This is a genomic window from Microbaculum marinum (genome assembly GCF_037855135.1).
Lineage (GTDB): Bacteria > Pseudomonadota > Alphaproteobacteria > Rhizobiales > Tepidamorphaceae > Microbaculum > Microbaculum marinum.
Genome location: NZ_JAZHOF010000001.1, coordinates 263,150 through 290,030 on the forward strand (window position 1 = coordinate 263,150; position 26,881 = coordinate 290,030).

At 69.3% G+C, this 26,881-nt stretch carries 24 protein-coding genes; 4 read left to right on the forward strand and 20 right to left on the reverse strand.

Annotation, left to right across the window (positions count from 1 at the left end; genetic code table 11):
- Positions 1-9: 9 nt before the first annotated feature.
- The 14 genes from V3328_RS01230 to V3328_RS01295 form a co-directional block, all read right to left on the reverse strand.
- Positions 10-1,032, reverse strand: coding sequence for a LacI family DNA-binding transcriptional regulator (locus V3328_RS01230; RefSeq protein ID WP_340327818.1), 1,023 nt, complete (start codon positions 1,030-1,032; stop codon positions 10-12).
- Between the two features lie 126 nt (positions 1,033-1,158).
- Complete coding sequence (locus V3328_RS01235) at positions 1,159-2,064, reverse strand: beta-keto acid cleavage family enzyme (RefSeq protein ID WP_340327819.1); 906 nt, start codon at positions 2,062-2,064, stop codon at positions 1,159-1,161.
- 54 nt (positions 2,065-2,118) lie between these two features.
- The gene (locus tag V3328_RS01240; protein WP_340327820.1) at positions 2,119-3,015 is read right to left on the reverse strand and encodes an MBL fold metallo-hydrolase; all 897 of its coding nucleotides are present in this window, start codon (positions 3,013-3,015) and stop codon (positions 2,119-2,121) included.
- 18 nt (positions 3,016-3,033) lie between these two features.
- On the reverse strand, positions 3,034-3,852 hold the full coding sequence (locus V3328_RS01245) for an alpha/beta fold hydrolase (RefSeq protein WP_340327821.1): 819 nt from the start codon (positions 3,850-3,852) through the stop codon (positions 3,034-3,036).
- A 174-nt stretch (positions 3,853-4,026) separates the two neighbouring features.
- Entirely contained in the window at positions 4,027-4,725 is a 699-nt protein-coding gene (locus V3328_RS01250; protein ID WP_340327822.1) for an ABC transporter ATP-binding protein, read from the reverse strand.
- Entirely contained in the window at positions 4,722-5,501 is a 780-nt protein-coding gene (locus V3328_RS01255; RefSeq protein ID WP_340327823.1) for an ABC transporter ATP-binding protein, read from the reverse strand. Before V3328_RS01255 ends, V3328_RS01250 begins: the two co-directional genes overlap by 4 nt.
- 2 nt (positions 5,502-5,503) lie before the next feature.
- Positions 5,504-6,364: a branched-chain amino acid ABC transporter permease gene (locus V3328_RS01260; protein WP_340327824.1), complete on the reverse strand. Its 861-nt coding sequence runs from the start codon at positions 6,362-6,364 to the stop codon at positions 5,504-5,506.
- A 9-nt stretch (positions 6,365-6,373) separates the two neighbouring features.
- Positions 6,374-7,249, reverse strand: coding sequence for a branched-chain amino acid ABC transporter permease (locus V3328_RS01265; RefSeq protein WP_340327825.1), 876 nt, complete (start codon positions 7,247-7,249; stop codon positions 6,374-6,376).
- A 9-nt stretch (positions 7,250-7,258) separates the two neighbouring features.
- Positions 7,259-8,368, reverse strand: coding sequence for an ABC transporter substrate-binding protein (locus V3328_RS01270; protein WP_340327826.1), 1,110 nt, complete (start codon positions 8,366-8,368; stop codon positions 7,259-7,261).
- Between the two features lie 309 nt (positions 8,369-8,677).
- A complete protein-coding gene (locus V3328_RS01275; RefSeq protein ID WP_340327827.1) occupies positions 8,678-9,958 on the reverse strand; it encodes a TRAP transporter large permease in 1,281 nt (426 codons plus the stop codon).
- A 20-nt stretch (positions 9,959-9,978) separates the two neighbouring features.
- Complete coding sequence (locus V3328_RS01280; protein ID WP_340327828.1) at positions 9,979-10,536, reverse strand: TRAP transporter small permease; 558 nt, start codon at positions 10,534-10,536, stop codon at positions 9,979-9,981.
- A 16-nt stretch (positions 10,537-10,552) separates the two neighbouring features.
- A complete protein-coding gene (dctP, locus tag V3328_RS01285; protein ID WP_340327829.1) occupies positions 10,553-11,539 on the reverse strand; it encodes a TRAP transporter substrate-binding protein DctP in 987 nt (328 codons plus the stop codon).
- A 64-nt stretch (positions 11,540-11,603) separates the two neighbouring features.
- The gene (locus V3328_RS01290; protein WP_340327830.1) at positions 11,604-12,791 is read right to left on the reverse strand and encodes a CaiB/BaiF CoA transferase family protein; all 1,188 of its coding nucleotides are present in this window, start codon (positions 12,789-12,791) and stop codon (positions 11,604-11,606) included.
- A 73-nt stretch (positions 12,792-12,864) separates the two neighbouring features.
- Entirely contained in the window at positions 12,865-13,836 is a 972-nt protein-coding gene (locus V3328_RS01295) for a helix-turn-helix domain-containing protein (protein WP_340327831.1), read from the reverse strand.
- Positions 13,837-13,977: 141 nt separating this feature from the next.
- On the opposite strand from V3328_RS01295, the gene V3328_RS01300 reads away from it, so the two are divergent.
- The 4 genes from V3328_RS01300 (at position 13,978) to V3328_RS01315 (ending at position 18,624) form a co-directional block, all read left to right on the forward strand.
- A complete protein-coding gene (locus tag V3328_RS01300) occupies positions 13,978-14,997 on the forward strand; it encodes an NAD(P)H-dependent flavin oxidoreductase (RefSeq protein ID WP_340327832.1) in 1,020 nt (339 codons plus the stop codon).
- Between the two features lie 9 nt (positions 14,998-15,006).
- On the forward strand, positions 15,007-15,888 hold the full coding sequence (locus tag V3328_RS01305; protein WP_340327833.1) for an NAD(P)H-binding protein: 882 nt from the start codon (positions 15,007-15,009) through the stop codon (positions 15,886-15,888).
- Positions 15,888-17,252, forward strand: coding sequence for an amidase family protein (locus V3328_RS01310; protein ID WP_340327834.1), 1,365 nt, complete (start codon positions 15,888-15,890; stop codon positions 17,250-17,252). The genes V3328_RS01305 and V3328_RS01310 overlap by 1 nt, the downstream gene beginning before the upstream one ends.
- 79 nt (positions 17,253-17,331) lie before the next feature.
- Positions 17,332-18,624: a nickel-dependent lactate racemase family protein gene (locus V3328_RS01315; RefSeq protein ID WP_340327835.1), complete on the forward strand. Its 1,293-nt coding sequence runs from the start codon at positions 17,332-17,334 to the stop codon at positions 18,622-18,624.
- Between the two features lie 203 nt (positions 18,625-18,827).
- Here V3328_RS01315 and V3328_RS01320 read toward each other — a convergent pair whose 3' ends face one another.
- From V3328_RS01320 to V3328_RS01345, 6 genes are all read right to left on the reverse strand, one after another.
- Positions 18,828-19,805 carry a helix-turn-helix transcriptional regulator gene (locus tag V3328_RS01320; protein ID WP_340327836.1) on the reverse strand — a complete coding sequence of 326 codons (978 nt, stop codon included), beginning with the start codon at positions 19,803-19,805 and terminating at the stop codon, positions 18,828-18,830.
- Between the two features lie 67 nt (positions 19,806-19,872).
- On the reverse strand, positions 19,873-22,176 hold the full coding sequence (locus V3328_RS01325; protein WP_340327837.1) for a N,N-dimethylformamidase beta subunit family domain-containing protein: 2,304 nt from the start codon (positions 22,174-22,176) through the stop codon (positions 19,873-19,875).
- Between the two features lie 428 nt (positions 22,177-22,604).
- Entirely contained in the window at positions 22,605-24,158 is a 1,554-nt protein-coding gene (locus V3328_RS01330; RefSeq protein ID WP_340327838.1) for a N,N-dimethylformamidase alpha subunit family protein, read from the reverse strand.
- 3 nt (positions 24,159-24,161) lie between these two features.
- Entirely contained in the window at positions 24,162-25,088 is a 927-nt protein-coding gene (locus V3328_RS01335) for a branched-chain amino acid ABC transporter permease (RefSeq protein WP_340327839.1), read from the reverse strand.
- Positions 25,089-25,104: 16 nt separating this feature from the next.
- Positions 25,105-25,803 (reverse strand): ABC transporter ATP-binding protein, encoded by a 699-nt coding sequence (locus V3328_RS01340; RefSeq protein WP_340327840.1) that lies wholly within the window; start codon positions 25,801-25,803, stop codon positions 25,105-25,107.
- Entirely contained in the window at positions 25,773-26,522 is a 750-nt protein-coding gene (locus V3328_RS01345) for an ABC transporter ATP-binding protein (protein ID WP_340327841.1), read from the reverse strand. The genes V3328_RS01340 and V3328_RS01345 overlap by 31 nt, the downstream gene beginning before the upstream one ends.
- Positions 26,523-26,881: the final 359 nt, after the last annotated feature.

The following is a 26,881-nucleotide window of genomic DNA, read 5'->3' on the forward strand; positions in this document are numbered from 1 at the left end:
GCCGGCTCATCAGAAGTCGAGATACCTGATCTCGGCGTCGACCAGGATGCGCTGAGGCGGCTTGGCGGAGCCCTCGATGCGCTCCGACAGAAGCTGCCAGGCGCGTGCGGAGATCTCGTCGCTCGGCTGCGCGACGTGGGATATGCCCGGCACCACGACGTCCGCCCAGTCCGGGTTGTCGAGCGTCAGTACGGACATGCTGGCGGGATAGTCGATGCCCCGCCTGCGCAGCGACTTCAGCGTCCAGGCGGCGATCCGGCTGTTGGAGAGGATGATGCCGGTCGGCCTCGGTCCGGCGTCCAGCGCCGCGCCGAACTGGGCATCGAACTGGTGCTCGTGCGCACCACAGGCCAGCACCTCGAACCGCACGTCCTCGCCGGAATCCCGGATCGCCCGGCGCAGGCCTTCGATACGGAGCTGCGTGACGATCAGCGCCGGCCAGTGGACGAAGAACAGCAGGTGCCGGTGGCCGCGGCGGATGAACTCGCGCGCCACCTCGTACATGATCTTCTCGTGGTCGAGCGCGACCTGGTCGAACCGGTGCTCGTCCGGCATCAGGCGGTTGAGGATCACGGTGGGCACCCCCGACTTGTGAAGGTGGTCGAGCATGTCCTGGGGCTCGAGGCTCGGTACCAGCAGCAGGCCGTCGACGCGGAAATCGACGAGCTTGCGGATGCGCCGGAACTCCTTTCCCGGATCCTGCCGGCTGAGCACCTGCATGAGCTCGTAATTGGCGTCGGAGACGCGTTCCTCGAGCGCGTTCACGAGCTGCGAGAAGTTCGAGAAGATCGTGAACGGCACGCAGAGCCCGATCACCGACGAACTCTGCCGGCGCATGCCGCGGGCCAGCAGGTTCGAGGTGAAGCCGAGATCGTCGATCGCCTTCCTGATCCGCCGCGACCGCTCCTCGCTGACGAAACGCCCGTTGAGATAGTGCGAGACCGTGCCGACCGAGACGCCGGCCTCCAGCGCGACGTCCTTGATGCGGACCTTGCTGCGCTGGGCGGGCGGTTTGTGCGGGGCGTCGGTCATCGCGCTGGGTCTGGGCGGCGGGGCTGACAGGAAGGCGAATGGCCAGTCTTCGCGCCATTCCCGTTCGCCATCCTACAGCCTGGCTTGTCCCGGATGAAATCCTCGCTGGCCGTGCCGCGATGCCGGCTACAGGTGCAGGATCTCGCGGGCCTCCGCGATGCTGGCGACCGGGATGTTGAGCGCCTCGAACACGGTGGAGATGCGTTCGACCTGAGCGGCGTTGGACTTGAACGGGACGCCCGGCCTGTCCATCAGGTTGTCCTCCTGGCCGACGCGGACATGGGTGCCGAGCAGCCCGCCGGCGGCCGCGGTGCGGATGTTGGCGGTGCCGGTGCCGTGGATGAACAGTTCCAGGTCGTCGCCGAACAGGTTTCTCGCGGTCGTCTTCATGTGCACCAGATGCTCGACGTCGGACTGGATGCCGCCGAGGATTCCGGTCAGGAACTGCACGATGATCGGCTTCTTCACGTCATGCCGGCTGAGATGGTGCTCGAGGATGTAGAGGTGGCCGACGTCGTAGCATTCGAATTCCATGCCGATGTCGTTGTCGATCAGGATCTCCATCATCCGGTCGATCCTGGCGAACGAATTGTTGGTGACGATCTCGTAGCTCTTCGGCCCGAACGCCTCCTTCTCCCAGTCGAGATTGAATACCGAGACGCCCTGGTTCTTCGCCTTGCGGAACAGGCCGTAGTTCATCGACCCGACGATCACCGTGGCGATCTCCGGCCGCAGGTCCAGGACCGCCGAAAGGCGATCCTCGGCGGTCGACCCGAGCGACGCCGACATGTTGACGATGACGTCCGATCCCTCGCGGATCCCGGACACGATCTCGCGCCACACCCCGACGTCGTTGGTCGGCCGGCCGTCGTCCTCGCGAGCGTGCAGGTGCATGATGGCGGCGCCCGCCTTCACGGCGTCCAGCGACTGCTCGACGATCTGCTCCGGGGTCACCGGCAGGTGCGGCGACATCGACGGCGACAGCGACGCACCGGTGGCCGCGCAGGTGATGATGGTCTTGTGGGACGGCATGAAACAGTTCTCCTTGTGCGCGGCCGTCGAGGCAAGCCGCCTGTTGACGGTGTGCTAGACGGCCGAGCCGTAGCCGCTGGCGGCCGGTTCGAATGCGTAGCCGCCGCCGCGGCGGCGGATGTAGCCGGTATGCGGCGGGGCGAAGTGGCAGGACATGACGAGGGCGCCGCTGTCGGCTGCCTCGGCCAGGAAGCCGGCGCGCGTCCGCAGCGCCTCGTCCTGCAGCGTGCAGAAGGCGGTGTTCCAGTCCGGCCGGTAGATCTGCACGGGATGGTGCATGACGTCGGCGGAGAACACGCCGGTCTCGCCGCGCGATTCCAGCCAGTAGTTCAGCATCCCCGGCGTGTGGCCCGGCGCCTTCGAGACCCTCAGGAAGCCCAGCAGTTCGGTCTCGTCGGTGATGAAGTCGGCCAGGCCCGCCTCGAGGACGGGATCGACGCTGTCGGTGAAGGCGCCGTCTTCGACCGGGCTGTTCTCCTTGCGCAACTCCTGGAAGAAGTCGAAGTCGGTCTTCGGCATCAGGTAGCGCGCATTCGGGAAGGTCGGCACCCAGCGGCCGTCCCTGAGCACGGTGTTCCAGCCGACGTGGTCGGGATGCATGTGGGTGTGAACGACGTGGGTGACCTTGTCCGGGGTCACGCCGGCTGCCGCCAGCCAGTGCAGGAAGAGCGAGTTCAGGTTCTTCATCCGCTCGGCTGAGCGCGGCTTGTGGTTGCCGACGCCGGTGTCGATCAGCACGACCTTGTCGGCCGTCTCCACGAGCCAGATCTGGATGGCGATCACCAGCCGGTCGTTCTCCCGATAGTAGTGGCCGGGCGGCAGCTCGGGCAGGATCGCCTCGAACGCCCCCCGGTCGAACTTCGGATACAGGAACTCCGGATCGTGGGTCGGGCCGTGGTACTCGACGAGGCTGGAGACCCTGACGTCGCCGATCTTCCATCTGTGCAGCATGTCGTCTTCCCTGTGTGGCTATCGGCCGCCGGTCGCGTGGCCCGGCACGGTTTCGCAGAAGCCGGCAATCGCGGCGGCGACGGGACCGGGCGTGATCTGAGCCGAGTGGTGGCCGCTTTCGATGGTGGCGAAGCTTGCGCCGGCAATGCGGGCGGCGATGCCTTCGACATAGGCCGGCGGGCGCAGCGGATCGTCGGTGCAGCCGACGCACAGCGTCGGACAGCGGATCGCCGACAGGACCGGCGCGATGTCGAGCAGCGCCAGCATCCGGAACGTTGCCGCAAAGCTCGCCGGATCGTTGCCGAGCCAGCGCCCGCAGAAGCGTGCGAAATCCGCCTCGCGGCCGGCCCGGAAGCGCTCCGGGAAGCCGGTGTCGAACGAGTTGCGGGCAATCGATCGCAGCCCGTTGGCCTGGATGGCGTCGGCGGCGACAAGGCGGTCGGCCCGCGTCTCGGGCGGCACGCCGACGGAGGGGCTGAACAGCACCAGGCCGGCGACGCGGTCCGGATACCAGGCGGCGAAACCCGCCGACAGCGCCGCGCCGACGGCGATCCCGGCGACGACGGCGGGTTCGTCGAGCCCGAGCGCGTCGAGCAGCGCCTTCAGGTCGTCGGCGAGTTCCTCGAGCGTGATCGCTCCCGTGATCTTTTCCGACTGCCCGTAGCCGCGGAAGTCGAAGCGCAGGACGCGGAAGCGATCGGTGAAGGCGGGAACCACCTCGTCCCAGGTCTCGATGCTGCCGCCCATCTCGTGGACGAGAACCAGCAGCGGGCCGCCGTCCCCTTCCAGCCGGTAGCGCAGGCTGCGCGTGCCGAGGTCCATCCACTCGTCGGTCATGGGGCGGCCACTCCGCGGTCCGACGCCCGTCCATACCCCCACGCGCTGTCATGACCGGACGTGTTCCGGGCATCCATACCCGCAAGCGCAGGGGGCATGGATTGCCGGGACAGGCCCGGCAACGACAGTGGGAATTGATGGACGGACAGGGGGCTATGCATTGGTCCGGATCACTCAGAAGAACTTCCAGATGTCGGTCCTGCGGGTCTCCTCGTTCGACCCGTAGAACACGACCTCGCCGGTATTGATGATCAGCACGTCGTCGACGATCTTCATCGCCGAAGCGATCTTGTGCTCGATCAGGATGGCGGAGACGCCGAGCTCCCGGCAGATCCGGGAGATCTGCGCGAAGAGATGCTCGACCAGGTCGGGCTGCAGGCCGACGGAGGGTTCCTCCAGCAGCAGGCAGCGCGGCGAGCCGATGATCGCAAGCCCCAGCGCCAGCATCTGCTGCTGGCCGCCGCTCATGTTGCCGGCCAGCGCCTGGCGGCGCTCGGCAAGCGCGGGAAACAGCTCCAGCACCTGGCTGGCGGTGATGGCGCCGCCGTCCCGTCCCGGGTTTGCGGCGCTGACCACGGCGAGGTTCTCCTCCACGGTCAGCTCGGGAAACACGCCGCGGCCCTCGGGCAGCAGCCGCAGGCCGTGCTCGACGCGCTCGGTGACCGGCAGGCGCTCGAGGTTGTGCCCGTCCAGGGTGATCGTTCCCGACGAGACCGGGATCAGGCCGAGCAGCGACTTGAGGATGGTCGACTTGCCGGCGCCGTTGTGGCCGAACAGGGCCATGATCCTGCCCGGCTCGATGGTGAAGGAGATTTCCGCGACCACCGAGCGGTCGCCGTATCCCGACGTGACGCGATCGACGACCAGGGTCATGCCGCCGTCTCCCCGAGGGCGCCGCCGAAATAGATCTCGATGAGCTTCCTGTCGGCCAGCACGGTGTCCGGATCGCCGCAGGCAAGCACGCGGCCCTGGTGCATGAAGACGACGTCGTCGGAGATCCGCCGGACGATCTGGGTGTTGTGCTCGACGACCAGCAGCGTCTTGCCGAGGCTGCGCAGCCGGTCGATCATCTCGACCATGGTGTCGAGCGCCTTGGCGCTGAGGCCGGAGGTCGGCTCGTCGAGCAGCAGCAGTTCGGAATCGGTCGCCAGCACGCGGGCGACGCAGAGCAGCTTCTGCTGGCCGAAGCTGATCTGGCTGGCGAGGTCGCCGGCCTTGTGGTCGAGGCCGACGATCTTCAAAAGGTCCATCGCCTGCTCGGTCTTGCGGCGCACGACGGCGTTGGAGAAGTACGGCCGCAGGATCGCGGTGGCCGGGTTGTTGCCGGTCTCGTCGGCGAGGCAGACGATGACGTTGTCGACGACCGTCAGCTCGTCGAAGATCCTGAGGTTCTGGAAGGTGCGGGCGATGCCGCGCTTGACGATCTCGCGCCGGTCGAGGCGGGTGATCGGCTGGCCCTCGAAGACGACCTGGCCGGAGGTCGGCCGGAGCAGGCCGGTGATCACGTCGAACAGGGTGGTCTTGCCGGCGCCGTTGGGTCCGACCAGGCAGGTGGCCCGGTTCGGCGCGACGGAGAAGCTGCAGCCGTCGAGCGCCTTGAGGCCGCCGAAGCTCTTGGAGACGCCGTCGATATCGAGGAAGCCGGGCATCGTCAGATCCTCTTGCCGGCGATGCCCTGCGGGCGCAGCAGCATGAACAGCACCAGCAGCACGCCGTAGACGAACTGGCGGGCCGGGCCGAGCAGGCTCGAGGGCAGCTCGACGAGGGTCAGGAGCTGCGGGATCGCCAGCAGCACGAAGGGGCCGAGGATCGCGCCGCGCAGCGTACGGGCGCCGCCGACCACCAGCATCGTCAGGATCAGCACCGAGACGTGGATGTCGAAGGAGGTCGGGTCGGCGTAGCTCAGGAACGAGGCGAACAGGGCGCCGCCGAGCGCCGCGAAGGCACCCGACAGGGCCGCGGTGCCGAGCTTGGCGCGCAGCACGTTGCGGCCGGCGGCGGCGACCGCCGTCTCGTCGATGCGAATCGCGTGCAGGATGCGTCCGTAGGTCGAGCGGATCATCAGCCAGTAGATCAGCGACACGCCGGCGAGCAGGATCGTCGAGACGTAGATGAACTCGGTCGGCAGGTCGGCGGTGAAGCCGAACTGCTGCGGCGGCGGGATCGCCGGTATGCCGCTGGCGCCGCCTGTCACGTCGGACCAGTTGATGAACACGGCGGTGGCGACCAGCTGGATGCCGAACGAGGTCACCACGAAGTAGTCGCCGGCCAGCCGCAGCGAGGGCAGCGAGGTCAGGATCGAGAAGGCCGAGCAGATCAGGACGGCGATGGCGGTGGCGGTGACGAAGTCGATCCCCGCCATGGCGCACAGCGCGTAGGTGTAGGCGCCGATGCCCATCAGGGCTGCCTGCGAGACCGAGAAGATGCCGATGATGCCGACCAGCAGGTTGGTCGAGATCGACATGATGGCGAAGATCTCGGCGAGGATGACGTAGCTGAGCAGGAAGTTCATGGCCGGTCCTCAGCTCGCTCTCTGGACGCGGGTGCGGAACAGCCCGGTCGGCTTGATCAGGATGAAGGCGATGAAGATCGTGTAGGTGAAGGCGAGCGACCAGCGGCCGGGCAGGTAGAGGATCGACACGTTCAGCACCATCGAGATGACGATCGCCAGCACGAAGGCGCCGATCAGGCTGCCGATGCCGCCGGCGATGACCGCGATGACGGCCGACAGCAGCACCAGGATCGAGGTGTAGGGCTGGATCGCCTGGTCGACGCCGGTCAGGATGGCGGGCACCGCGACGAGGCCGGAGGCGATCGCCAGGACGATGACGAAGACCCGGTTGGGGCGCAGGCGGGTGACCTCGGCGAGGCTCGGGTTGGAGGCCACCGCGCGGATCCGCTGGCCGAGCAGGGTGGACGAGGAGAACCACATCAGGCCGGCCAGGATCAGCAGGCTGGTCACCACGACGGCGATCTGCGGATAGCTGAGGAACACCGTGCCGACCATCGCCATCTCCAGCCGCCACGGCAGGTCGAACTGCAGGATGTTCGGGCTGAACGCCATCGCCACGATGTTCTGCAGCACCGCCAGCAGGCCGAGCGCGGCGATCAGCATGACCAGCGGCGAGGCGTGCCGCCGGGCGAGCGTCTCGTAGACGTATTTCTGGATCAGGGCGCCGACGGCGGCACAGCTTAGGATGCTGATCGCCGCCGCCGGCAGGAACGGCAGCCCCTGCTGCAGCAGGTACCACGCCACATAGGCGCCGAACGTGTAGACGCCGGCATGGGCGACGTGGAACACGCCCGTCGTCGAGTAGACGTAGGCGAAGGTGATCGCGACGACGCCGACGGCGCAGCCGGTGACGAACCCGTCCGCCAGGATCTGAAGCAGGAGCATGGTGGCGCGTTACTTCGACGGGGTGTAGTCGATCTTGATGCGCTCTTTCTCGCCGTGCTGCATGATCTCGACCTCACGCTGCGCGGTGTTCGTCTCGAACGTGATGTCGGCGATGCCGGACTTGAACGTCTTGATCTCGAGCAGCGCGTCGCGGAGGTTCGGACCCGTCACCTCCTTGCCGGCCGTCAGGACATGGTCGATCAGCTGGATGAGGATGTTGGTCGAATTGAAGTACTCGCGCGAGAAGAAGCCCATTTCCTTGGTGTCGAACTTCTCGTTGAACTCCGCCTCGAGCTCCGGCGTGATGCCCGACTTGATGGCGGTGTGGTACCAGCCGACGGTCGAGGGGTAGCCGAAGAACGGCGTCGAGAAGGTGTTGCCGACGGCGACCGGGAAGTTCGGGATCTGGCCGACCTGCTCGGCGAAGGCTTCCTGGCCCTGCGTCACCGAGATGTAGACGAAGTCAGGCTTGGCCGCGGCGACCTTGAGCAGCACCGAGCGGAAGTTGGTCTGGCCGAACTCGACCGGCTCCTCGGTGATGATCTCGCCGCCCGCTTCGACGAAGACCTTCTTGAAGTCCTCGGCGCCGTCGATGCCTGCCGCCGCGTTCTCGTAGATGACGGCGGCCTTCTTGCCGAGCTTCTCGAGCGCGTACCTGGCGACCACCGCGGCCTCGTCGCGCACCAGCGGGATGGTGTTGAAGAGGAAGGGCGAGGCGTCCGCCAGCTTGTCCGACTGGGCGGCCGGATTGATGATCAGCACCTCGCGCCGGGTGCCGAGCGGGGCGATCGCGATCGAGATCGAGGAGTAGGCGGTCAGCGTCGCGGGAACGTCGTTCAGGTCGACCAGACGGTTGAAGGCGAGCACGCCCTGGTCGGGCTTGCCCTGGCTGTCCTCGAACAGAACCTTGATCTTGTGACCCTGGACGCCGCCGTCGGCATTGGCCCGGTCGACGGCGAAGGTCACGCCCTGCTGCTCCTGCAGGCCGATCGGTGCGGCCGGGCCGGTGAGCGGCAGGATGGCGCCGATCGTGATGTCGTGGTCCGCGGCCGCGGAGACCGACATGGCCAGCAGCAGTCCGCCGGCAGCGCACAACAATGGCTTCAGCTTGGCAAGCATGGTTAGTCCTCCCTTTGTGTCCGATTCCGTATTTTGAAACGGTTCAATCGGCATCTAAAGGGCCATTCCGGCGAATTGCAAGACCGAACGCGTTCGCATTGCGTACTTCCGTTCGGCGAGCGGTTGCCGGCTGCCGGCCGGTGAGGAGCGAGGAGCCGGGAAACAGGATCTTGAAATCCCCCAAATGCCGCGGCGCGGGGCATGACGGCATTCCGGTCGGACCGCAACCTCGTCGCGGGCCGTCTTCGGCACCCTGCCGCTCGAAGGACAGAACCCGGTACCGTCAGCAGCGGCCCGGCCGATCAAACCCTATCGCCCGAAACCGGCGCTGTAGGGCAGCCAGGTGGCAAGGCCCGGGAGGGCGATCAGCAGCGCCAGGCCGGCGATCAGCAGCAGCACGTAGGGAAAGGCGCCCCGCACCACCTCAGACAGGGGTGCGTCGGTGATACCCTTGATGACGAACAGGTTCATGCCGACCGGCGGCGTGATCAGCGCCAGTTCGAGATTGATCATCAGCAGCACGCCATACCAGATCGGGTCGATGCCGAGGGCCGTGAGTGTCGGCATCAGGATCGGCGTGGTGATCAGGATGATCGAGATCGTCTCGAGGAACATGCCCATCACGAAGATCAGCGCCATCACCACGAGGATGAAGCCGAGCGGTCCCAGTCCCAGATGGGCGACGGTCTCGGTGATGCCGACGGGCAGGCGGATGATGGTGATGGCGTGGCCGAATATGGCCGCGCCGGCGATGATCATGAACATCATCGCCGTGGTGCGCATCGTCCTGTAGGCGCAGGCGAACAGGTCGGAGATGCCGAAGTTCCGGTAGGCGATGACCGCGACGGCGAGCGCGTAGACCGAGCCGGCAGCCGCGGCCTCGGTGGCGGTGAAGACGCCGAGATAGATGCCGCCGAGCACCAGCGGCGGCGCGAGCACCGCCCAGATCGAGCGCCGGATCGCCACGGCGGTCCTGCGCCAGCCGGCCCACGGCGGCGCCTCGACGTCGCGGCCGGCGCTGACGATGCAGTAGACCGCGAAGACCAGCGCCATGATCAGGCCGGGCACCATGCCGGCCAGGAACAGCGCGCCGATCGAGACCTCCGAGACGATCGCGTAGAGGATCATCGGCCCGGACGGCGGGATCAGGATGCCGAGCGTACCGCCGGCGGCGATGACGCCGACCGCACGCCGCTCGGGATACCCGAAGCGCTTCATCTGCGGCACGGCGCTGGAGCCGATGCTGAGCGCGGTGGCGACCGAGGATCCCGAAATCGCGGCGAAGATCGTGCAGGAGACCACCGTCGCCACGCCAAGGCCGCCGCGGACATGGCCGATCGCCGTGTTCGCCATGTCGTAGAGATCGTCGATGACCCTGGCGCGGATCATCACCTGCGCCATGAACACGAACAGCGGGATGGCCGACAGGATCGGATTGTTCAGATGCGCGAAGACGGTGTCGGCGACGCTCGACACCCTGCCTTCGGCGAGCCAGAGGATGGCCAGTCCCGACAGGCTGAGCGCCGCGAAGATCGGCATGCCCGACAGCAGCAGAAGCAGCAGTCCGGCGAAGACGAGGACGATTGTCATGGCCGGTCCGTCACGTCCGCCTACGCGCGGCCCTGGCCGGCCAGTGCGTCGACGACCCGCACGGCCGCGGCCAGCATCAGCAGAACCGACCCGGCGAGCACCGGCAGCATCGGGATCCACATCGCCATTTCCAGGTGGCCGGAGGAATAGGAGCCGAAGTCGTAGGCAAACGAGATCGAGCCCCAGGCGCTCCAGCCGAGCGCGGCGGCGAAGACGATCACCGCGAGGTTGCCCCAAACCTCGAGCGCGCGGGCATGTCGGCCCGCCAGCCGGCCGGCGAGCAGGTCGATGGCGATATGGTCGCCGCGGCGCAGCGCCTCCGCGGCCCCCAGCATCACCATGGCGACGAGCAGGTAGCCGTTCAACTCGTCGCTCCACAGCAGCGGGGCGTTGAACACGTACCGCCGGACGACCGCGTAGGTGACGATCGCCAGGATGACGAGGAGCAGGACGGTGCTGAGCGCGCCGCAGATCCGGGCCATCCAGTCGACCAGGCGGCCCAGCAGGAAGGAGGCGGGGACCGCCTCACGGTCCCCGCCGGCGCCCTGGCGACCGTCGGCCCGGCGATCGGCGTCCATCACGGGCGTGGCGGCGTCAGATCTTGCCGACCAGGTCGATCAGCTTCTTGCTGTCGGGGTCCTCGGTGATGAACTTCTCGTCGAAGGCCGGCCGCATGACCTCCTCGAGCGCGGCGTTCTCCCCGGCCGAGTTGACATGGACCTGCACGCCCTTCTCCCGAAGCTGGTCGGGTGCCGCGTCGCCGGCGGCAACCGAGGCCTCGACCGCCCACTGCGCGGCCTTGTCGCCGGCAGTCTTCAGCGCCGCCTTCGATGTGTCGGACAGGCCGTCGTACCAGGCCGGATTGACGTAGCCGTGGAAGTAGACGCTCATCACCGGCACGACGGTGAAGTGGTCCTGCACCTCGTAGTAGTTGCGCGACACGGCGGCGGCCACGTCGGTGAGGCCGGCGTCGATCACGCCGGTCGCCAGCGCCTGATAGACCTCGGAGCCGGGCATTGCCGCCGGCGAGGCGCCCATTGCCGCAAGCGAGGCGTCGAAGGTCGGCGTCAGGCCGCGGATCTTGACGCCCTCGAAGTCCTCGGGGGCGACGAGGAAGGATCCGTTGTGGGTGAACACCGAGCTGTTGGTCGTGAACAGCCAGTTGACGTTGCGCACGCCCTTGTCGAGCAGCTTCTCGCCCAGGAAGGCGGCCGCCTCGGAATCGGGCCACTTCTTCCAGACCTCGATGTCGCCGAAGGCGAAGGGCGCCAGCGTGACGTTCATGATCGGCAGCGTCTTGCCCCACTGGAAGTTCACCGAGTAGGCGCATTCGATGTCGCCCTTGGCGACCGAGACGATGTTCTCGTTGGCGCCGACCAGGCTGTTCGCGCCGAAGACCTGCACGTCGATCTCGCCGCCCGATTCCTTCTCCACCTCCTCGGCCCACCGGTCGATGACCTGGGCGATATGGTGGGCCGGCGGCAGCTGATGGCTGCAGCGCATCTGGGTGGCGGCCTGGGCGAGCGTGGCGGTTGACGCCGCCAGCGCCAGTGTGGCGATGAACGCGACTGATTTGTGCATCGTTTCCTCCGGGTTTCTCTTTATCGAACTGGTTAGGCCGTGGCGCCGGCCGGTGCAACCCGCTTCATCGGCCGGTCCGGCTGCGCGTGCCGCGGGCACGCGCGATGTCGGCTTCGCTCATGCCGAGCGCGCCGAGCACGGCATCGGTATCCGCGCCGACGGCCGCGACGTCGCCGCCGCCGTCGAGCACCCGGCCGTCGACCTCGATGGGCAGCGTCGGCGCGCGGAACGCCTTGCCGTCGGGCATGCGCGAGGTCGCCAGCCCGCCCGCCCGCAGAACGTGGGGATCCTCGTACATGTCGCAGGGCCTGGCGATCGGCGAGAAGGGAATGCCCATCTCCTCGAAGCGGGCGGCCATGTCGTCGGCGGTGCGGGTCGCGATCGCCTCGGCGATGCGGGGAATCGTCCATGCGCGCGCGTCGATCTGGTCCATGCGCGTCTGCAGGCGCTCGTCACGCACGAGATCGTCGAGGCCGAGGAACTCGCACAGCAGGCGCCATTGCCCCTCGGTGACCGCGCCGACGAAGATCTGGCCGCCGTCGGCCGTGTCGAAGATGTCGTAGACCGGCCAGGAGAAGTCCCGCTCGGGCATCGGCGGCGGGTTCACCCCGTGCAGCTCGAACTGCACCATGTGCTGGGCGACCAGCATCAGGCAGTTCTCGAACAGGCCGATGCGGATGTCGCGGCCCTTGCCGGTCCGGTCCCTTTCCCTAAGGGCCAGCGAGATCGCCAGCGTTCCGAACAGGCCCGCCATGATGTCGTTGGCCGAGGAGCCGACCCTGAGCGGCCGGCCGGTGGGGCCGGTCATGTAGGCGAGGCCGGTCATCATCTGGACCACCTCGTCGAGCGCCGTGCGGTCCTGGTAGGGGCCGTGCAGGAAGCCCTTGTGGGAGGCGACGATCAGGCCGGGATAGAGCTCGTTGAGCTCGTGCAGGCCGGCGCCGATCTTCTCCAGCGTCGAATCGCGGAAGTTCTCCACGAACACGTCGGCGGTAGCGAGCAGCGCCTGCAGCGCCTCGCGGCCGGCATCCGTCTTCAGGTCGAGCTGCACGGACTTCTTGCCGCGGTTGAACAGCGGGAAGAAGGCGCTTCCCATGCCGCCGAGATCGCGGGTCTTGTCGCCTTCGGGCGGCTCCACCTTGATTACCTCGGCGCCGAGCAGCGCCAGGAACATGCCGCAGGACGGGCCCATGATCATGTGGCTCATCTCGACGACGCGAATTCCCTCAAGCGGCCTGAACGACCCTTCCATCCATACGTACCGACATTCTCGTTTTCTGCGGGCCGCACGGTAGCCGGGTTGAGGGCCGAGGCAAAGCCTCCGGTCACACCGCCGCGCAATCGCGGGTGGCGGCGAGCCGCCGCAGCGTCGAGGGCGTCATTCCGTAGCGGCGGCGGAAGCTGCGGGCGAAATGGCTCGGGTCCTGGAAGCCGGCTTCCAGCGCGACCTCGAGGATCGGCCGGTCGCCCGCCAGCAGCAGCGCCCGGCGGGCGCGGTGCAGCCGGCAGCGCAGCAGGTACTGGCCGAAGCTCTCGCCGGAACGGGCGAACAGGCGATGGACGTAGCGCACGGAGATGCGGAAACGGCCGGCCACCGCCGCCGGCGACATCCGCGCGTCGGCGCAGTTGTGCAGAACGAACCGGCGGATATGGGCGAGGTGCCTGTCGGCCAGCGTGTCGGCGCGGCCGTCGGCATAGCACAGGCCGAGCAGATGCATCAGGTGCTCGGCGTCGCCTGTCTCGTCCCCGGTCCCGGCATCCTCGCCTTGCAGGGTCGCGATCGCATGGTCGACGAGGGCCGCCGCGTAGACCTCGCCGCGGTCGAGCCGCCGGGCGACCGCCCGGGCCGGATCGATGCCGTGCCGGTCGAGCCAGGCGATCGGCACGTGCAGGCAGATCTGGCGGAACGGTCCCTCGAAGCGCATCGCGAAGGGCTGGCGCGCATCGAGCAGGGCGAACGAGCCGGGCACGAGCCGCGTCTCGATCTCGCGCTGCCTGACGACGCTGGTGCCGGCGATCTGGATGTTGACGAAGACGGCGTCGCAAGGGCGCTCGGCGACGTCCTCGCGGCGGCGCAGGACGATCTGCGGGCTCGCCGTGATCCGCGACAGCGACCCGCCCCTGCCGAGCGGCACGGCGCGGATGTCGCCGGCGAAGGGCCCGTCGCCCAGCCGCCCGTCCAGGCGCTCCGGCGACAGCCTGGTGAACGCCTGGCAGACGACCTCGCGCCAGTGCACGAACGCATCGTCGCGGCCGACGGCCGACCAGACCCGCGAACGGTCGACAACGCTCTCCATGGCGAAAGCGTGACACGTCGCCCCGACCTGTACAAGCGGCGGCGGACAGAGTGCACTCTGGGTCGATCGCAGGTCGCGCCTGGCCGCGCGCGCCGCACGGCGGCAGCTACCCTTCCGGGTTCCGATCCGCGGGGGGAGCCGATGGAAGCGAAGCTGCAGACGAGACTGACCGAGCGCTACGGCCTGTCGACGCCGATCGTCCAGGCCGGCATGGCGTTCGCGGGCATGACGCCGCCGATCGGCGTCGCGGTCAGCGAGGCCGGCGCGATGGGGTCGATCGCCGGCGTCGGCATCATCCCGCCCGAGGGCGTGCGGCAGCTCGTGCAGGGCGTGCGGGCGGGCACCTCGAGGCCGTTCCACGTCAACTTCATCACCTGCTACACGAGCGACGCGCATGTCGACCTGATGTGCGAGCTGCGGCCGGCGGCGGTGTCGTTTCATTGGGGACATCCCTCGGCGGACTGGATCGGCAAGCTGCACGGCGCCGGCATCGACGTGTGGGAACAGGTCGGCTCGGTCGCCGGCGCCGAGGCGGCGGTCGCCGACGGGATCGACCTCGTCGTCGCACAGGGCTCGGAGGCCGGCGGCCACAACTACGGCAGCGCGGGCACGATCGCGCTGACGCCGGCGGTGGTCGACGCGGTCGGCGACCGGGCGATGGTGCTCGCCGCCGGCGGCATCGCCGACGGCCGCGGCCTCGCCGCGGCCCTGATGCTCGGCGCCGACGGCGCCTGGATCGGGACCCGGTTCGTCGCCACCGCCGAAAGCGCCGCCGCCGCCGAGTACAAGCAGCGCCTGGTGGCGTCGGGGGCGTCGGACACCGCTCTCACGCACCTGTTCGGCCGCCATCATCCCGAGTTCAATCCGATCCGGGTGCTGCGCAACCAGGTCGTCGAGGAATGGAGCGGGCGGGTCGACGAGATCCCGGCGGACAATTCGGCCGAGCCGCTGATCGGCAGCATGGACCTGCTCGGCCAGCCGACCGAACTGCGCCGGTTCGCCAACCTCGTGCCGATGGCCGGGGCGACCGGCGACTTCGAGGAAATGGCGCTGCTGGCCGGCGAGGGCGTCGGCCTGGTGCATGACCTGCCGCCGGCCGGCGAGCTGGTCGCGCGGATGACGCGCGAGGCAGTCGCCGCGCTCGGTCGTCGCCGGTCCTGAGGCCGGGCAATGGCGACTGTCCTCGTCACCGGCGCGACAGGCCGGATCGGCTCCGCACTGCTGCCGTTGCTGGTTGAACGGGACCACCGCGTGCTGGCGGTCACGCGCCGGGCCGAGGCGGCCCCCGGGCTTGCGGCCGGCGGCGCCACGCCGATCGTCGCCGACATCGCCTCGCCGGACACGCTGCGCGGCGACCTGGGCGAGGCCGACGTGGTGTTCCTGGCGACCGCCGACGCGCCGGACCAGGACGTGGTGGAAATCGGGCTGATCGATGCCGCGGCCGCGGCCGGCCGTCCGTTCGTCGTCAAGCTGTCGGCGCAGTCGGCGGGCCTGACGCCGCCGCGCAGCTTCGGCAGGTTTCATCGGCGGGCCGAACTGGCGCTCGCCGCCAGCGGCCTCGACCATACGATCCTGCGGCCGACCTTCTTCCAGCAGTCGCTGCTGCTGTTTGCGCCCGACATCGCCGCCAGGAAACGGTTCGTGGCGCCGGCCGGCCGGGGCCGCATCGCGATGGTGGACCTGGAGGACGTCGCGCGGGCCGCGGCCGCCGCGATCGGAGACCGCTCGCATGCCGGCCGCACCTACACGCTGACCGGGCCGTCGGCCCGCAGCATGCAGGACGTCGCGGAGAAACTGTCGTCGCTTCTCGGCGCCAGGATCGGCTATACGAGCCCGCCGGGCTTCGTGGCGCGGCTGGTGCTGCCGTTCGCCACCGGGATGCCGCGCTGGAAGTCCAACCTGGTGGTCGACCTGTTCGCGGCGCTCAAGGCAGGCGCGCAGCAGGACGTCAGTGCCGATCTGGAAACGCTGACCGGGCGGCCGGGGACATCGCTCGACGCGTTTCTGGAGCAGCATGTCGAGGCCTTCCGGCCCTCCGCGGAGACGCTATGATGCCATCGCACCGATCCCCGGACCCGCTGCGCCGGCCGCTGCGGGGGATCGCCGCGGCGGTCCGGGAGGGCAGCCTCGATCCCGACGATCTCGCCGAACGGGCGCGCGCCGCAGCCGAAGCGGCGGCCGGCCTGAACGCCTTCACCGTCGTCGCATCCGGAGGCGCCGCGCAGCGCACCGGCCCGCTCGCCGGCGTGCCGTTCGCCGCCAAGGACGCGATCGCGACGCGCGACCTGCCGACCTGCGCCGCCTCGCCGGCGCTGGCAGGATGGACGGTCGGCGAGGACGCGGCGGCGATCCGCCTGCTCAGGGAGGCCGGCGCCACGCTGATCGGCAAGGCGAACATGCACGAACTGTCGTTCGGGGTGACCAGCAACAACGCCGCCTTCGGGCCGGTCCGCAACCCTTATGCAGGCGACCGGATCGCCGGCGGCTCGTCGGGCGGCAGCGCGGTCGCGGTCGCGGTCGGGGCGGCCGCCTTCGCGCTCGCCGCCGATACCGGCGGGTCGGCGCGCATCCCCGCCGCCCATTGCGGCCTGACCGGGTTCCGGCCGAGCTCCGGGCGCTGGCCGGACGCGGGGCTGATCAAGGTGTCGCCGACGCGCGACACGATCGGCGCGATCGTGCGCCATGCCGATGACGGGCTGCTCCTCGACGAGATCCTGACCGGCGACGGCGCGATGCCTTCCGTGCCGGCGCTCCGCGACCTGCGAATCGGCCTGCTGCGGGCCGGCGAGACCGACGACGTGGCCGCGGACCTCGCCGCGATCGTGAACGGCTTCGTCGACCGCCTGCGCAGCGCCGGCGCGGCAATCGTCGAGCTCGACGCATCGGCGCTGTTCGAACTCGAGGCGCAATGCGGCTTCCCGATCGCCCTGCACGAGGCGCGCATCGAGCTGATGGCGCTGGCCGGCGACCTCGGCATCGGCTTCGCCGAGTTTGCCGCAAGGATCGCCAGTCCGGACGTCCGGGCAATCGTCGGGGGTCTCGCCGAGTCCGGCGACCCGCAACTCTATGATACCGCGATTGCCGTCACGCGGCCGGCCCTGCAGCGCGCCTACGAGGATCTGTTCAAAGGCGTCGACGTGCTGGTCATGCCGGCAACGCCGCTGACGGCCGCACGGATCGGCGAGGACGACACCGTGACGCTGAACGGCCGGCAGGTGCCGACCTTCCCGACCTATGCGCGCCTGACCAGCCCGGCCAGCGTCGCCGGCGTGCCGTCGGTGTCGATCCCGGTCGGCCGGACGGCGGACGGCCTGCCGGTCGGGCTGCTTGTCGAGGGACGGGCCGGCTCGGACCGGGCACTGCTCGCGGCGGCCGGCGCGCTCGGGGCTGTCGCGGAGCCGATCCCCGACCCCTGATCCGCAGTCGGTTCAAGTCCGCCGTTGACATGACCGCCGCCGCCGCCGACGATTCCGCTCCAACGACACGGAGGCGGGAATGGCCGCGCAGAAGATCAATGTCCTGTTCGGCCGCGGCCATCTGGAGGTGACGGTTCCCGACGGCGTCGCGCCGACGGTGGTCCGCAAGATGCCGGTCGACAAGCTCGCCGATCCCTCCGGCGCGCTCCGCGCAGCCTTCGACGATCCGGTCGGTGCGCCGCCCCTCGACGAGCTCGCGCGCGGCCGGTCGAGCGCCTGCATCCTGATCTGCGACATCACCCGCCCGGTGCCGAACGGGCTGTTCCTGCGGCCGATGATCGAACGGATGATGGCCTCCGGCATCCCTGCCGAGGCGATCACGGTGCTGGTGGCGACCGGCCTGCACCGGCCCAACGAGGGCGCCGAACTCGCCGAACTGGTCGGCGATCCCTGGGTGCTCGACCACGTCCGCGTCGAGAACCATTTCGCGCGCGACGAGGCGGCCCATGTCGACTTCGGCCGCACCGCGACGCGCGGCACGCCGGTGAAGCTCGACCGGCGCTTCGTCGAGGCCGACCTGAAGATCGCCACGGGCCTCGTCGAGCCGCACTTCATGGCCGGCTGGTCGGGCGGCCGCAAGGTCGTCGCGCCGGGCATCGCCCATCACGAGACGATCCGCACCTTCCACTCGGCCCGGTTCATGGAGGACCCCCTGGCGATCCAGTGCAACCTCGCCGGCAATCCGCTGCACGAGGAGCAGCTGGAGATCGTCCGGATGCTGGGCGAGGTCTATGCGCTGAACACGGTGGTCGACGAGGACCGCGACCTGGTGTTCGTCAATTTCGGCGAGATCATCGAGAGCCATCTCGCCGCGACAGCCTTCGCCGAGGCCTCGACCCGGGTGGCGGTGCCGCGGCGGTTCGCGACCGTGGTGACGTCGGCGGCCGGCTATCCGCTCGACAAGACCTACTACCAGACGGTCAAGGGCATGGTGACGCCGCTCGACATCCTGGCGCCCGGCGGCACCCTGATCATCGCCTCGGAGATCTCCGAGGGCTTCGGCTCGCCCGAGTTCCGCGCCGCCCAGGACCGGCTGGTGGCGCTCGGTCCCGAGCGGTTCCTGAAGACGCTGGAGGCCAAGACGCTCGCCGACATCGACGAGTGGCAGTCGGAGATGCAGCTCAAGCCGATGCGGCTCGGCCGGATCGAGCTTTACACGACCGGGCTCGCGCCCGACGAGCGCGCCGCCACCGGCGTCTCGATCATCGCCGACATCGACCGGGCGATCGCCGACAGCGTCGCCCGCCACGGCGACCCGAACGTCGCCTTCGTGCCGGAGGGACCGTACGTGGTGCCGGTGCACGGGGAGTAGCGAGACTACACTCGCGGCCCGCCCTCGTGGTTCGTCGCAGAGGCCGCGCTGGGCCCCGGATCAGGTCCGGGGCGCAAGCTGCGGCGTGGGGTGGATGCCGTGCCCCATGCACGGATTATGTCCCGGACCTGATCCGGGACCCAGGGCGGCGGCTGCCGCGCGTGAACTGCGCGCCGGTCGCGGGCACCGACAGGTGCGCCGCCTCAGCCCCCCGCCAGCACCATCCGTGCCAGGGCGACGCGGTTGTCGACGCCGGTCTTGCGGTAGATCGACTGGATGTGGTTGCGGGCGGTTGCCGGGGAGATGCCGAGGTCGCGGGCGACCAGCTTGTGGGTGGCGCCGCGGGCGATCTCGCGGGCGATCTGCAGCTCGCGCGCGGTCAGGCAGTCGAGTGCGCCGGCACGGCGGACGGACATGCTGGACAGGCCCGAGAACCGCTGGCCGGCCAGCGGCTTGACGTCGACGACCAGGCCCAGATCGCCGAACACCGTGCGGCCGCTGAGCCTGGCGGCGGACTTCAGCGGGGCGGGGAGCACGTCGCCGCGGGCTTCCGGCCACAGGTCCGCGAAGGCCGACGACAGCGCCGCGCCGCCGATGAAGGCGCGGCCGGACTCGTCGGTCAGGAGGTCGACCCCGTCGCGGTCCGACACCGCCTCCAGCGCGCCGCGCTGGCGGGTCCGGGCGGCGGCGGCGAGATGGTCGACGCCGCAGGCCAGGAACTCGGTCTCCTCCGCCATCCAGTCGGGGGCATGGCCGCCGCCGCGATAGACGGAGAGGAAGAAGGCCGTGCGGCCCGGCGGGCGCTGTTCCATGGCGGTCGCCATCCGCGTCAGGTGATAGCGGTCGGCGAGCGCCACCATGCCGTCGGTCTGCAGGCGGCCCCTGCGCGCGTAGGTGGCCACCGAGGCCGGGCGGCGCAGGATGGCGCGGGCGAGCAGATCCTCGGCGCTGATCGTCTCCCAGAACGAGGAATAGTCCTGCGGCAGGTTGCTGGCGCTCGAGCAATGCACCACCACCTCGTCGGGGGCGATCTCGGCCCAGCCGCACCAGGCGGCGTCCACCTCGAGATGATCGAGCAGCCGGTTCACGCCCCAGTCGATCAGCGACAGGGAGTCGTGTTCGCTGCTGGCGTCGCGCAGCTCGCCGATGAAATTGCTGAACGTCGAGATTCCGACGGCCATTGCGTGCGCCCGATCCGGTAGCCGGAGGCTGTTCCCCTCCGAAACGCTACTCGTTCGGCGGAAACTGTCAACGCCAGTGCTTCTCGTCGCCGACAAAGGCCGAGCCCGGCAGCGGTCCCTCGCGGGTGAACGCGTCGAGGACGTTGCGCATGACGCGGGCGACGTTGTTGTCGCCGCCCTTGCAGGGAAGCGCCTGGCTCCAGGCGATCGAGCCGGCGGCGAAGACGGCGCCGTGATTGGGCGTGGTGAAGTAGATCATGTCGCCGCGCACCTGCGGGTCCTGCGTGCCGCCGCGGCCCGGGAAGGCATAGGTGACCTCCTCGCTGACCAGGGGGTAGTTGTCGGAGTGGCCGTGGCTGGCGGCGATCAGCAGCGTGTGCGGCGGCGTGCCGAGCGCCAGGTCGTAGCGGTCGAGCTCGATGCCGGCGGCGCCGTCCTGGGCGAGGCCGAAATCGCCGATCGGCTCGTACTCGCCGATGCCCTCGAAGATCCAGGCGGCGCGCTTGTGAAAGGAGTCCGGCATCCGCTCGAAGGGCTGGCTCTCGTCCATGCCCTCGGTGGTGAAGCCCAGGCCGACGATCTTCTGGGGGGCACGGCCGCGCGAGCGCCACAGGCCGGAGCGCTCGCCGGTCGAGGCGAGATAGCCCTCGCCGGCCTCCGCCTGCCAGGCGCGCGAGCCGGCGTCGAGCTTGCGCACCTCGATGCAGGCCGGATCGCCCTCGCACAGCGAGGTCACCCAGTAGTAGCCGTTGCCGCCGGTGTAGAGGACCCGGCCGCCGGAGGTCAGGTAGTCCTCCGTGGCGTCCATCATCTCCTCCGAGTAGTACTCGGGATGGGTGCCGTTGATGACGGCCTTGTAGGGTTTGAGGGCGTCCACGCCTTCGAAGTGCAGGTCGTGGTCGGTGATCACCTCGTAGTCGTAGCCGGACTGCTCCATCCACCAGATCAGCGACAGGTCGGCCGGCAGCGCCCAGGGGAAGGTCATGGCGGGCATCCGATATTTCGGCCGCATGTTGATGATCGGGCGCCGCCAGGACGAGTAGCAGACGCCGGCGCCGTCGGTGTGATGGTCGTAGGTCGACAGCCCGAACTCCTCGAGCTTCTTGAACTCGATGTCCTCCGGCACCAGCACCGGCGTGTGCGCGGTGATCGCCTGGGCGATGTTGGCCTCGAAGGACAGGTGCTCGTTGGCGTAGGCGAGGTAGGTGAAGGTGGGCAGCAGGACGGCGATCGGCGCCTTCGGCTTCGCCGCGCGGATGATGACGGGGATGTAGTCCTCCGCCCCGCCGGCGGTCAGTTTCAGGGCATAGACGCCGCTCTTCAGGTCCTCCGGCGGGTTCCAGGTGACCGTCGGCGTCCAGCGGCAGTCGGTCAGCGCGTCGTCGTGGAAGGCGACGCCGCCATACTGCTTCGGGTCGAGGCGGAAGCAATCCTCGCGGCCCTGCCAGTTCCAGCCGGTCATGGCGCGCACCGGGCGGTTGTGACCCTGCGCGTCCAGCTTGTGCGGGCCGGTGTCGACGATGACGTCGCCGATGCCGCGGTCGGTGTAGCCCTCGGTGGTGTCCCAGTAGGCGAGCATGCCCTCCTGAGGGACGGCGCCCCCGGCCATCGCCTCGGCCTCGTCACGGGAGATCGGGCGACCGTAGACGCCGCAGCGGTCGATCTTGCCGTTGTAGTTCAGGGCGACGAAGGCGCCGCGCCTGGGATTGTGCTCGCGGGCGCCGGCGAGCAGGAACGGCGCGTCCGCGTCAGCCGGCCGGACGCGCAGCGTCTCGGCGACGTGGCTGTCGTAGTCGTAGGGCGTGACCGGGCCGATATGGGAGTTCCAGCGGTTGATGACGCCGATCTGGTGAAGGCGGGCCTGTCCGGTGGCGGGATCGTAGCAGGCGGCGGCGAAGTACCAGACCTTCGGGACGAGTTCGGTTTCCGCCGTGACGTGGTCGACGGCGTCGCCGTCGCCGACCCAGAATTCGAGCTTTCCCTCCGGATTGATGCCGAGCCCGTAGCCTTTCGATTCGTTGACCGACCACGACCCCATGATCGCCTGACGCTGGTGGCCGGGCCTGGTCGGGCAGAAGAAGGCGTGCAGGGTGAGCGCGCCGGGGGCGGCGAGCACGCGTCCGGGATCGGCGACCTCGGCATAGGAGCCGACCTGCGTGTACTGGCGCGTCGCGCCGATCTCGGCCGGCACGTCGGAGGCGATCTCCTCCTCGACGAAGCCGGGGCCGAGCGGGTTCTCGTCGCCGTGGATCAGGCGGACGATCTGCGCCTTCAGGCGCGTCGCGCCTTCCGCCGACACCATGAAGTCGACCCTGCCGCCGGCGCGGGCGGCGAGCGGATCGGAGTAGCCGAAAATTCGGACGTCGGTCATGGGTCAATCATCCGGTGATTGGAACGGGCTGGCGTCGGGCGGATGCGGGCCGCCCTCGTGGTTCGAGACGCGGACTGCGTCCGCTCCTCACCATGAGGGCTGCGGTTTGGGCGTCTGGCGAGTGCAGGCGATGCGCGCGGTGCGTGACGCGATCGGGCGGCGGCGGGCTCGGCGATCGGGCACGGCAGGAGATGAGCCTCATGGTGAGGAGGGCGCGGATGCGCCCGTCTCGAACCACGAGGCGCGGGGGGAGGCCTGGATGATGCGGCGACGGCCTCGTCTGCCGCTCTGGGTCCCGGATCAAGTCCGGGACGTAGGCCTGCATTCTTTGCATCTGCATTTGCCATGCGACCGGCCGACGCCCCGGATCTGATCCGGGGCCCAGGCGGGCGGTGGCGGCAGGTGCCGATGGTCGAGCGACCCCCACGCTAGCTCTCCAGCAGGTCATTGACGCGCAGCAGGAAGACCGCGTGGTAGGCCTCCGACAGGCTCCTGTACTCCTTGTCGTCGACCACCCGCGGCGGGGCGCCGCGTTCGCCGGAGAAGGCGAGGATGCGGAACCGGTCCATCGAGCGCTCGACGCGCAGGATCGCGTACTTGTCGGGCATCTCGCCGCGGCGGAAGAAGTTCAGAACCCGCTCCAGCCGGTCGGTGTGCCTGCCGAGCGGCGCCCGCTTGTGCTCCTCGATCAGCTCCGGCGTGATGTAGGTCTTCAGTTCGTCGCGCAGGCGCTTGTTGAAGCGGCGGTAGTAGATCTCCTGCTTGTCGGCGATCTCGGTTGCCTCTTCCGGCATCACTTCGCCCCCCTTCTCCGTGCGAACGGCGCGGCGCTCGCTCTTCTTGCGGTTGCGGAAATTGCGGAACTGCTGGTGCGCGCCCATCAGGCCCTCGTGGGCGAAGATGGTGACGCCGCCCATGATCAGGGCGACCAGCACGATGCGCAGCGGCCCGAGCTCGACGAGGCCCCGGTCGATCAGGATGACGACGGCGGCGCCCAGCACCGCGCCCTCGGAGCGGCCGAGGCCGCCGATCACCATCATGGCGAACAGCAGGAGGAGCTGGTCGAGCGAGAAGATCGACGGCGAGATCGACCGGTAGTACATGGCGTAGAAGGCGCCGCAGACGCCGAGCGCCGCCGACGAGATCAGGAACACGTACATCCGCGCCCGGCGGAAATCGATGCCGCAGGCCTCGGAGAACGCTTCGTCCTCGCGCGCCGTCTTGGCGGCGCGCAGCAGCAGGCCGAGGCGCTCGGAGTTGACCAGCCGGAACACCAGCAGCGCGCCGAGCAGCAGCACGAAGGCGCCGGCGAAGCCGAGCATCAGTCCGGGGCGCTGCAGGAACCAGTCCTCGGGAATGAAGCTGCCGACCCGGTTGATCGATCCGTTGGTGGGGGCGAGCGGGCGCAGCTGGGTGACGAAGATCCGGCAGATCTCCGCCACGCCCATGGTCAGGAGCGCGTAGTAGAGCCCGTCGAGCCTCGTCGACGGCAGGGCGAGGATGCCGCCGATCAGCAGTCCCGCCAGCGGCCCGATCAGCAGCATCAGCGGCCACGGCACGCCGAGATATACGTTGGCGGCGGCCGCCGCGTAGCCGGACATGCCGACGACGGCGAGCGTCGCCAGCGAGAAGATGCCGGCGGTGCCGATGATCAGCGTCCACAGCACGTTGATCGCCGCGTACATGCAGAAGATCGACGCGACGTTGATCATCGAATTGGGCAGGAACGGCGTCACGACCAGCAGGGCGCCGAGCGACAGCGCCCACCACAGCGGCTTCTTGTCGACGAGCACCCGCTCGCGGGCGAGCGTGCGCGGGTTCTGGACGCCGCGCCATTTCAGCCAGTGGCGGCGGGTGAAGGGCAGCCGCGCGCGCGACCATTCCTTCGCACCGTCCGGCCTGATCCGGTAGTCGTGGTGGCGGCGGCCGACCTTGTAGAGCCTCTTGCGGGTGGCAGGCGTGTGCGGGCGCGCGTCCGTCATGACCTACTCCCGGGTCTCGTCTAGGAGGCCGCCGAGGCCGCGCGGACGGATCACCAGCACGGTGATGATGAAGGCGAACTGCACGAACATCACGTAGCGCTGGCCGAGGAAGGGGATGATGCCGGTAAAGGCCTCGATGAAGCCGATCAGCAGCGCGCCGAGGACGGCGCCCGGGACACTGCCGAGCCCGCCGAGCAGGGCGATGGTGAGGCCCTTGATCAGCGGGATCGCGCCGGCGGTCGGGCTGACGAAGATCGTCTGCGACAGGAGCACCGCCGCCATGCCCGCGAGCATGCCGGTGACCATCATGATCGGCAGGCCGGTGCGGCGCACCGAGACGCCGGACAAGGCCGCGCCCTCCGGGTTCTGCATCATCGCGCGGATCTCGAGGCCCTTGCGGCTGTGTCTGAGCCATTCCAGCACGACGAGCAGCAGGATCGCCGTGCACAGGATCGTGCCGGCCTGGTCGTAGCGGATCGACACCCCGAACACCTCGAAGCGGCCGAAGCCGAAGATCTTCGGCAGGCTGCGGCTGCGCGGGCCGAAGAAGAACAGCAGCGCCTGCACCGTGGCGATGTTGATCGCCAGCGTCACGATCAGGCTGCGCACGGCGAAGTTCGGCTTGTCGTGGATCGGCAGGAAGGCGAGCAGGTAGATCAGCGCGCCCATCAGTGCACCGACCAGGAGCGCGGCGCCGACGACGATGCCCGCCGTTGCCAGGGACGCCATCATGGTCTTGCCGAGCATCGCCAGGATGACCGGCTTCATCGCCTCGGAGGCGAGCCAGGCGCCGTAGCCGGCCACCGCGAAGGTCGCGCCGTGCGCCATGTTGATCATGCCGACGCTCGACCACAGGATCGAGATGCCGATCGCCATCAGGCCGTAGATGGCCGCCAGGTTGAGGGCGTAGACGATGATGCCGAGGTCCATCTGTGCTACCGGCTCCTCAACTCAGCGCCACATGGCCGACTTCGCCGCGCATCCGGCCGGCGTGCATGCCGATGATGCGGTCGACCCGGCCCGACAGGAGCGACACGTTCTGCTCGGCGATGATCATCGCGCGGCCTTCGATGGGCAGCGACCAGACGGCGTCCATGACGGCGCGCGAGATCTTCGGGGCGAGGCCCAGCGACGGCTCGTCGATCAGGTAGAGCTCGGCCTCGACCATCAGCATGCGGCCGAGCGAGACCATGCGCCGCTCGCCGCCCGACAGCTTGCCGACCAGGGAACTCTGGAGGGCCCGCAGCGGCGGGAATATCTCCATGATCCGCTCGCGGCGGCGCCTGCGCTCGCGCCAGGCAAGCTTCGTGTAGGCGCCGCAGTCGAGATGCTGCCTGACGGTCAGGCCGGGAAAGATCGCGTCGCCCTGTGGCGCCATCGCAACGCCCCGGCGCACGATGCCGGAGGTGCGGCGGCCGGCGCCGAGCGAGCGCGTCCCGCCGATCTCCTGGCCTTCCAGGCGTATCGAGCCCTGCTGCCAGCCGACCATGTGGGTGATGGCGCGGAACAGCGTCGTCTTGCCGTGGCCGTTGAGGCCGACGAGACCGATCCGCTCACCCGCCCTGACGGTCAGATCGACCTCGTGGAGGACGCGCAAAGGGCCGTAGCCGGCCGTCAGCCTGCGGATCTCGAGCAGCTCAGCCATGCGGTCTCCCGCGCGTGGGGCTCTCGCGCATCGGGCGCGCCCTCGAAATAGGCGGCGTGGACGCGGGGGTCCCTGAACACCTCTTCGGGCGCGCCGCGGGCGATCACCTCGCCGAGATCGAGGACGACGACGCGGTCGGCGATCGCCGACAGCAGTTCAAGCCGGTGCTCGATCAGGATGACGCCGATTTCGTACTCGTCGACGAGCCGGCGGATGATCATGTCGAGTTCGTCGATCTCGGTGTTGATCAGGCCGGACGCCGGTTCGTCCATCAGCAGCACCGAGGGCCGGCGCATGATCAGGCAGGCGAGCAGCAGCTTGCGCCTGTCGAAGGTGTCCAGCGTCCCGGCGGGACGCTCCCAGTCGACGTCGAGATGGGCGAGGCGGGCCGCCCATTCCGCGTCATGGGCGCTGAGATAGGGCCGGTAGGCCTTGCGGGTCGCCCGGAAGGTCTCGCCGACGGTGAGCGCGGCCGGGACTACGGGGCTCTGGAACGTGCGGGCCATGCCGAGCCGCGCCCGTTCGGGAAAGCTTGCCGAGGTCACGTCCCTGCCGGCCAGGCTGACGCGGCCGGCCTGCGCCGCGTAGCGCCCCGACAGGACCTCGAACAGGGAGGTCTTGCCGGCGCCGTTTGGGCCGACGAGGCCGAGGATCTCGCCCTGGCCGACCGCCAGGGAGACGTCCTGGAGGATGGACCTACCGCCGAGCGACAGGCTCACGCCTTCGCATCCGAACAAGGCCGCCGGGGTGGTCGCCACGGCGCCGCTTCGACGGTCGGCCGCCGGACTAGAGCTTGTCGACATCTGGGCTAGCGAGAGTGGACGGTACCGGGATTTCGGTGTGCCGGAGAGGGCGCTGCCTGCGCTCCCTCCCCCCTTGCGGGGGAGGGTCGGCGAGGGGGCGCGCCGCCCTCGGCGGCGCGTATGGCTGCGCCGGAACGAAGCGGCCACTCGAACTGCCGCGGGCGCCGCACGCTTCGCTTCGCTTGCGCTCGCTCCGCGCCCCACCCCCGACCCCTCCCCACAAGGGGGAGGGGAGGGCGGGAGAGCCCCGCAAGGGGGAGGGGAGGGGCGGAAAG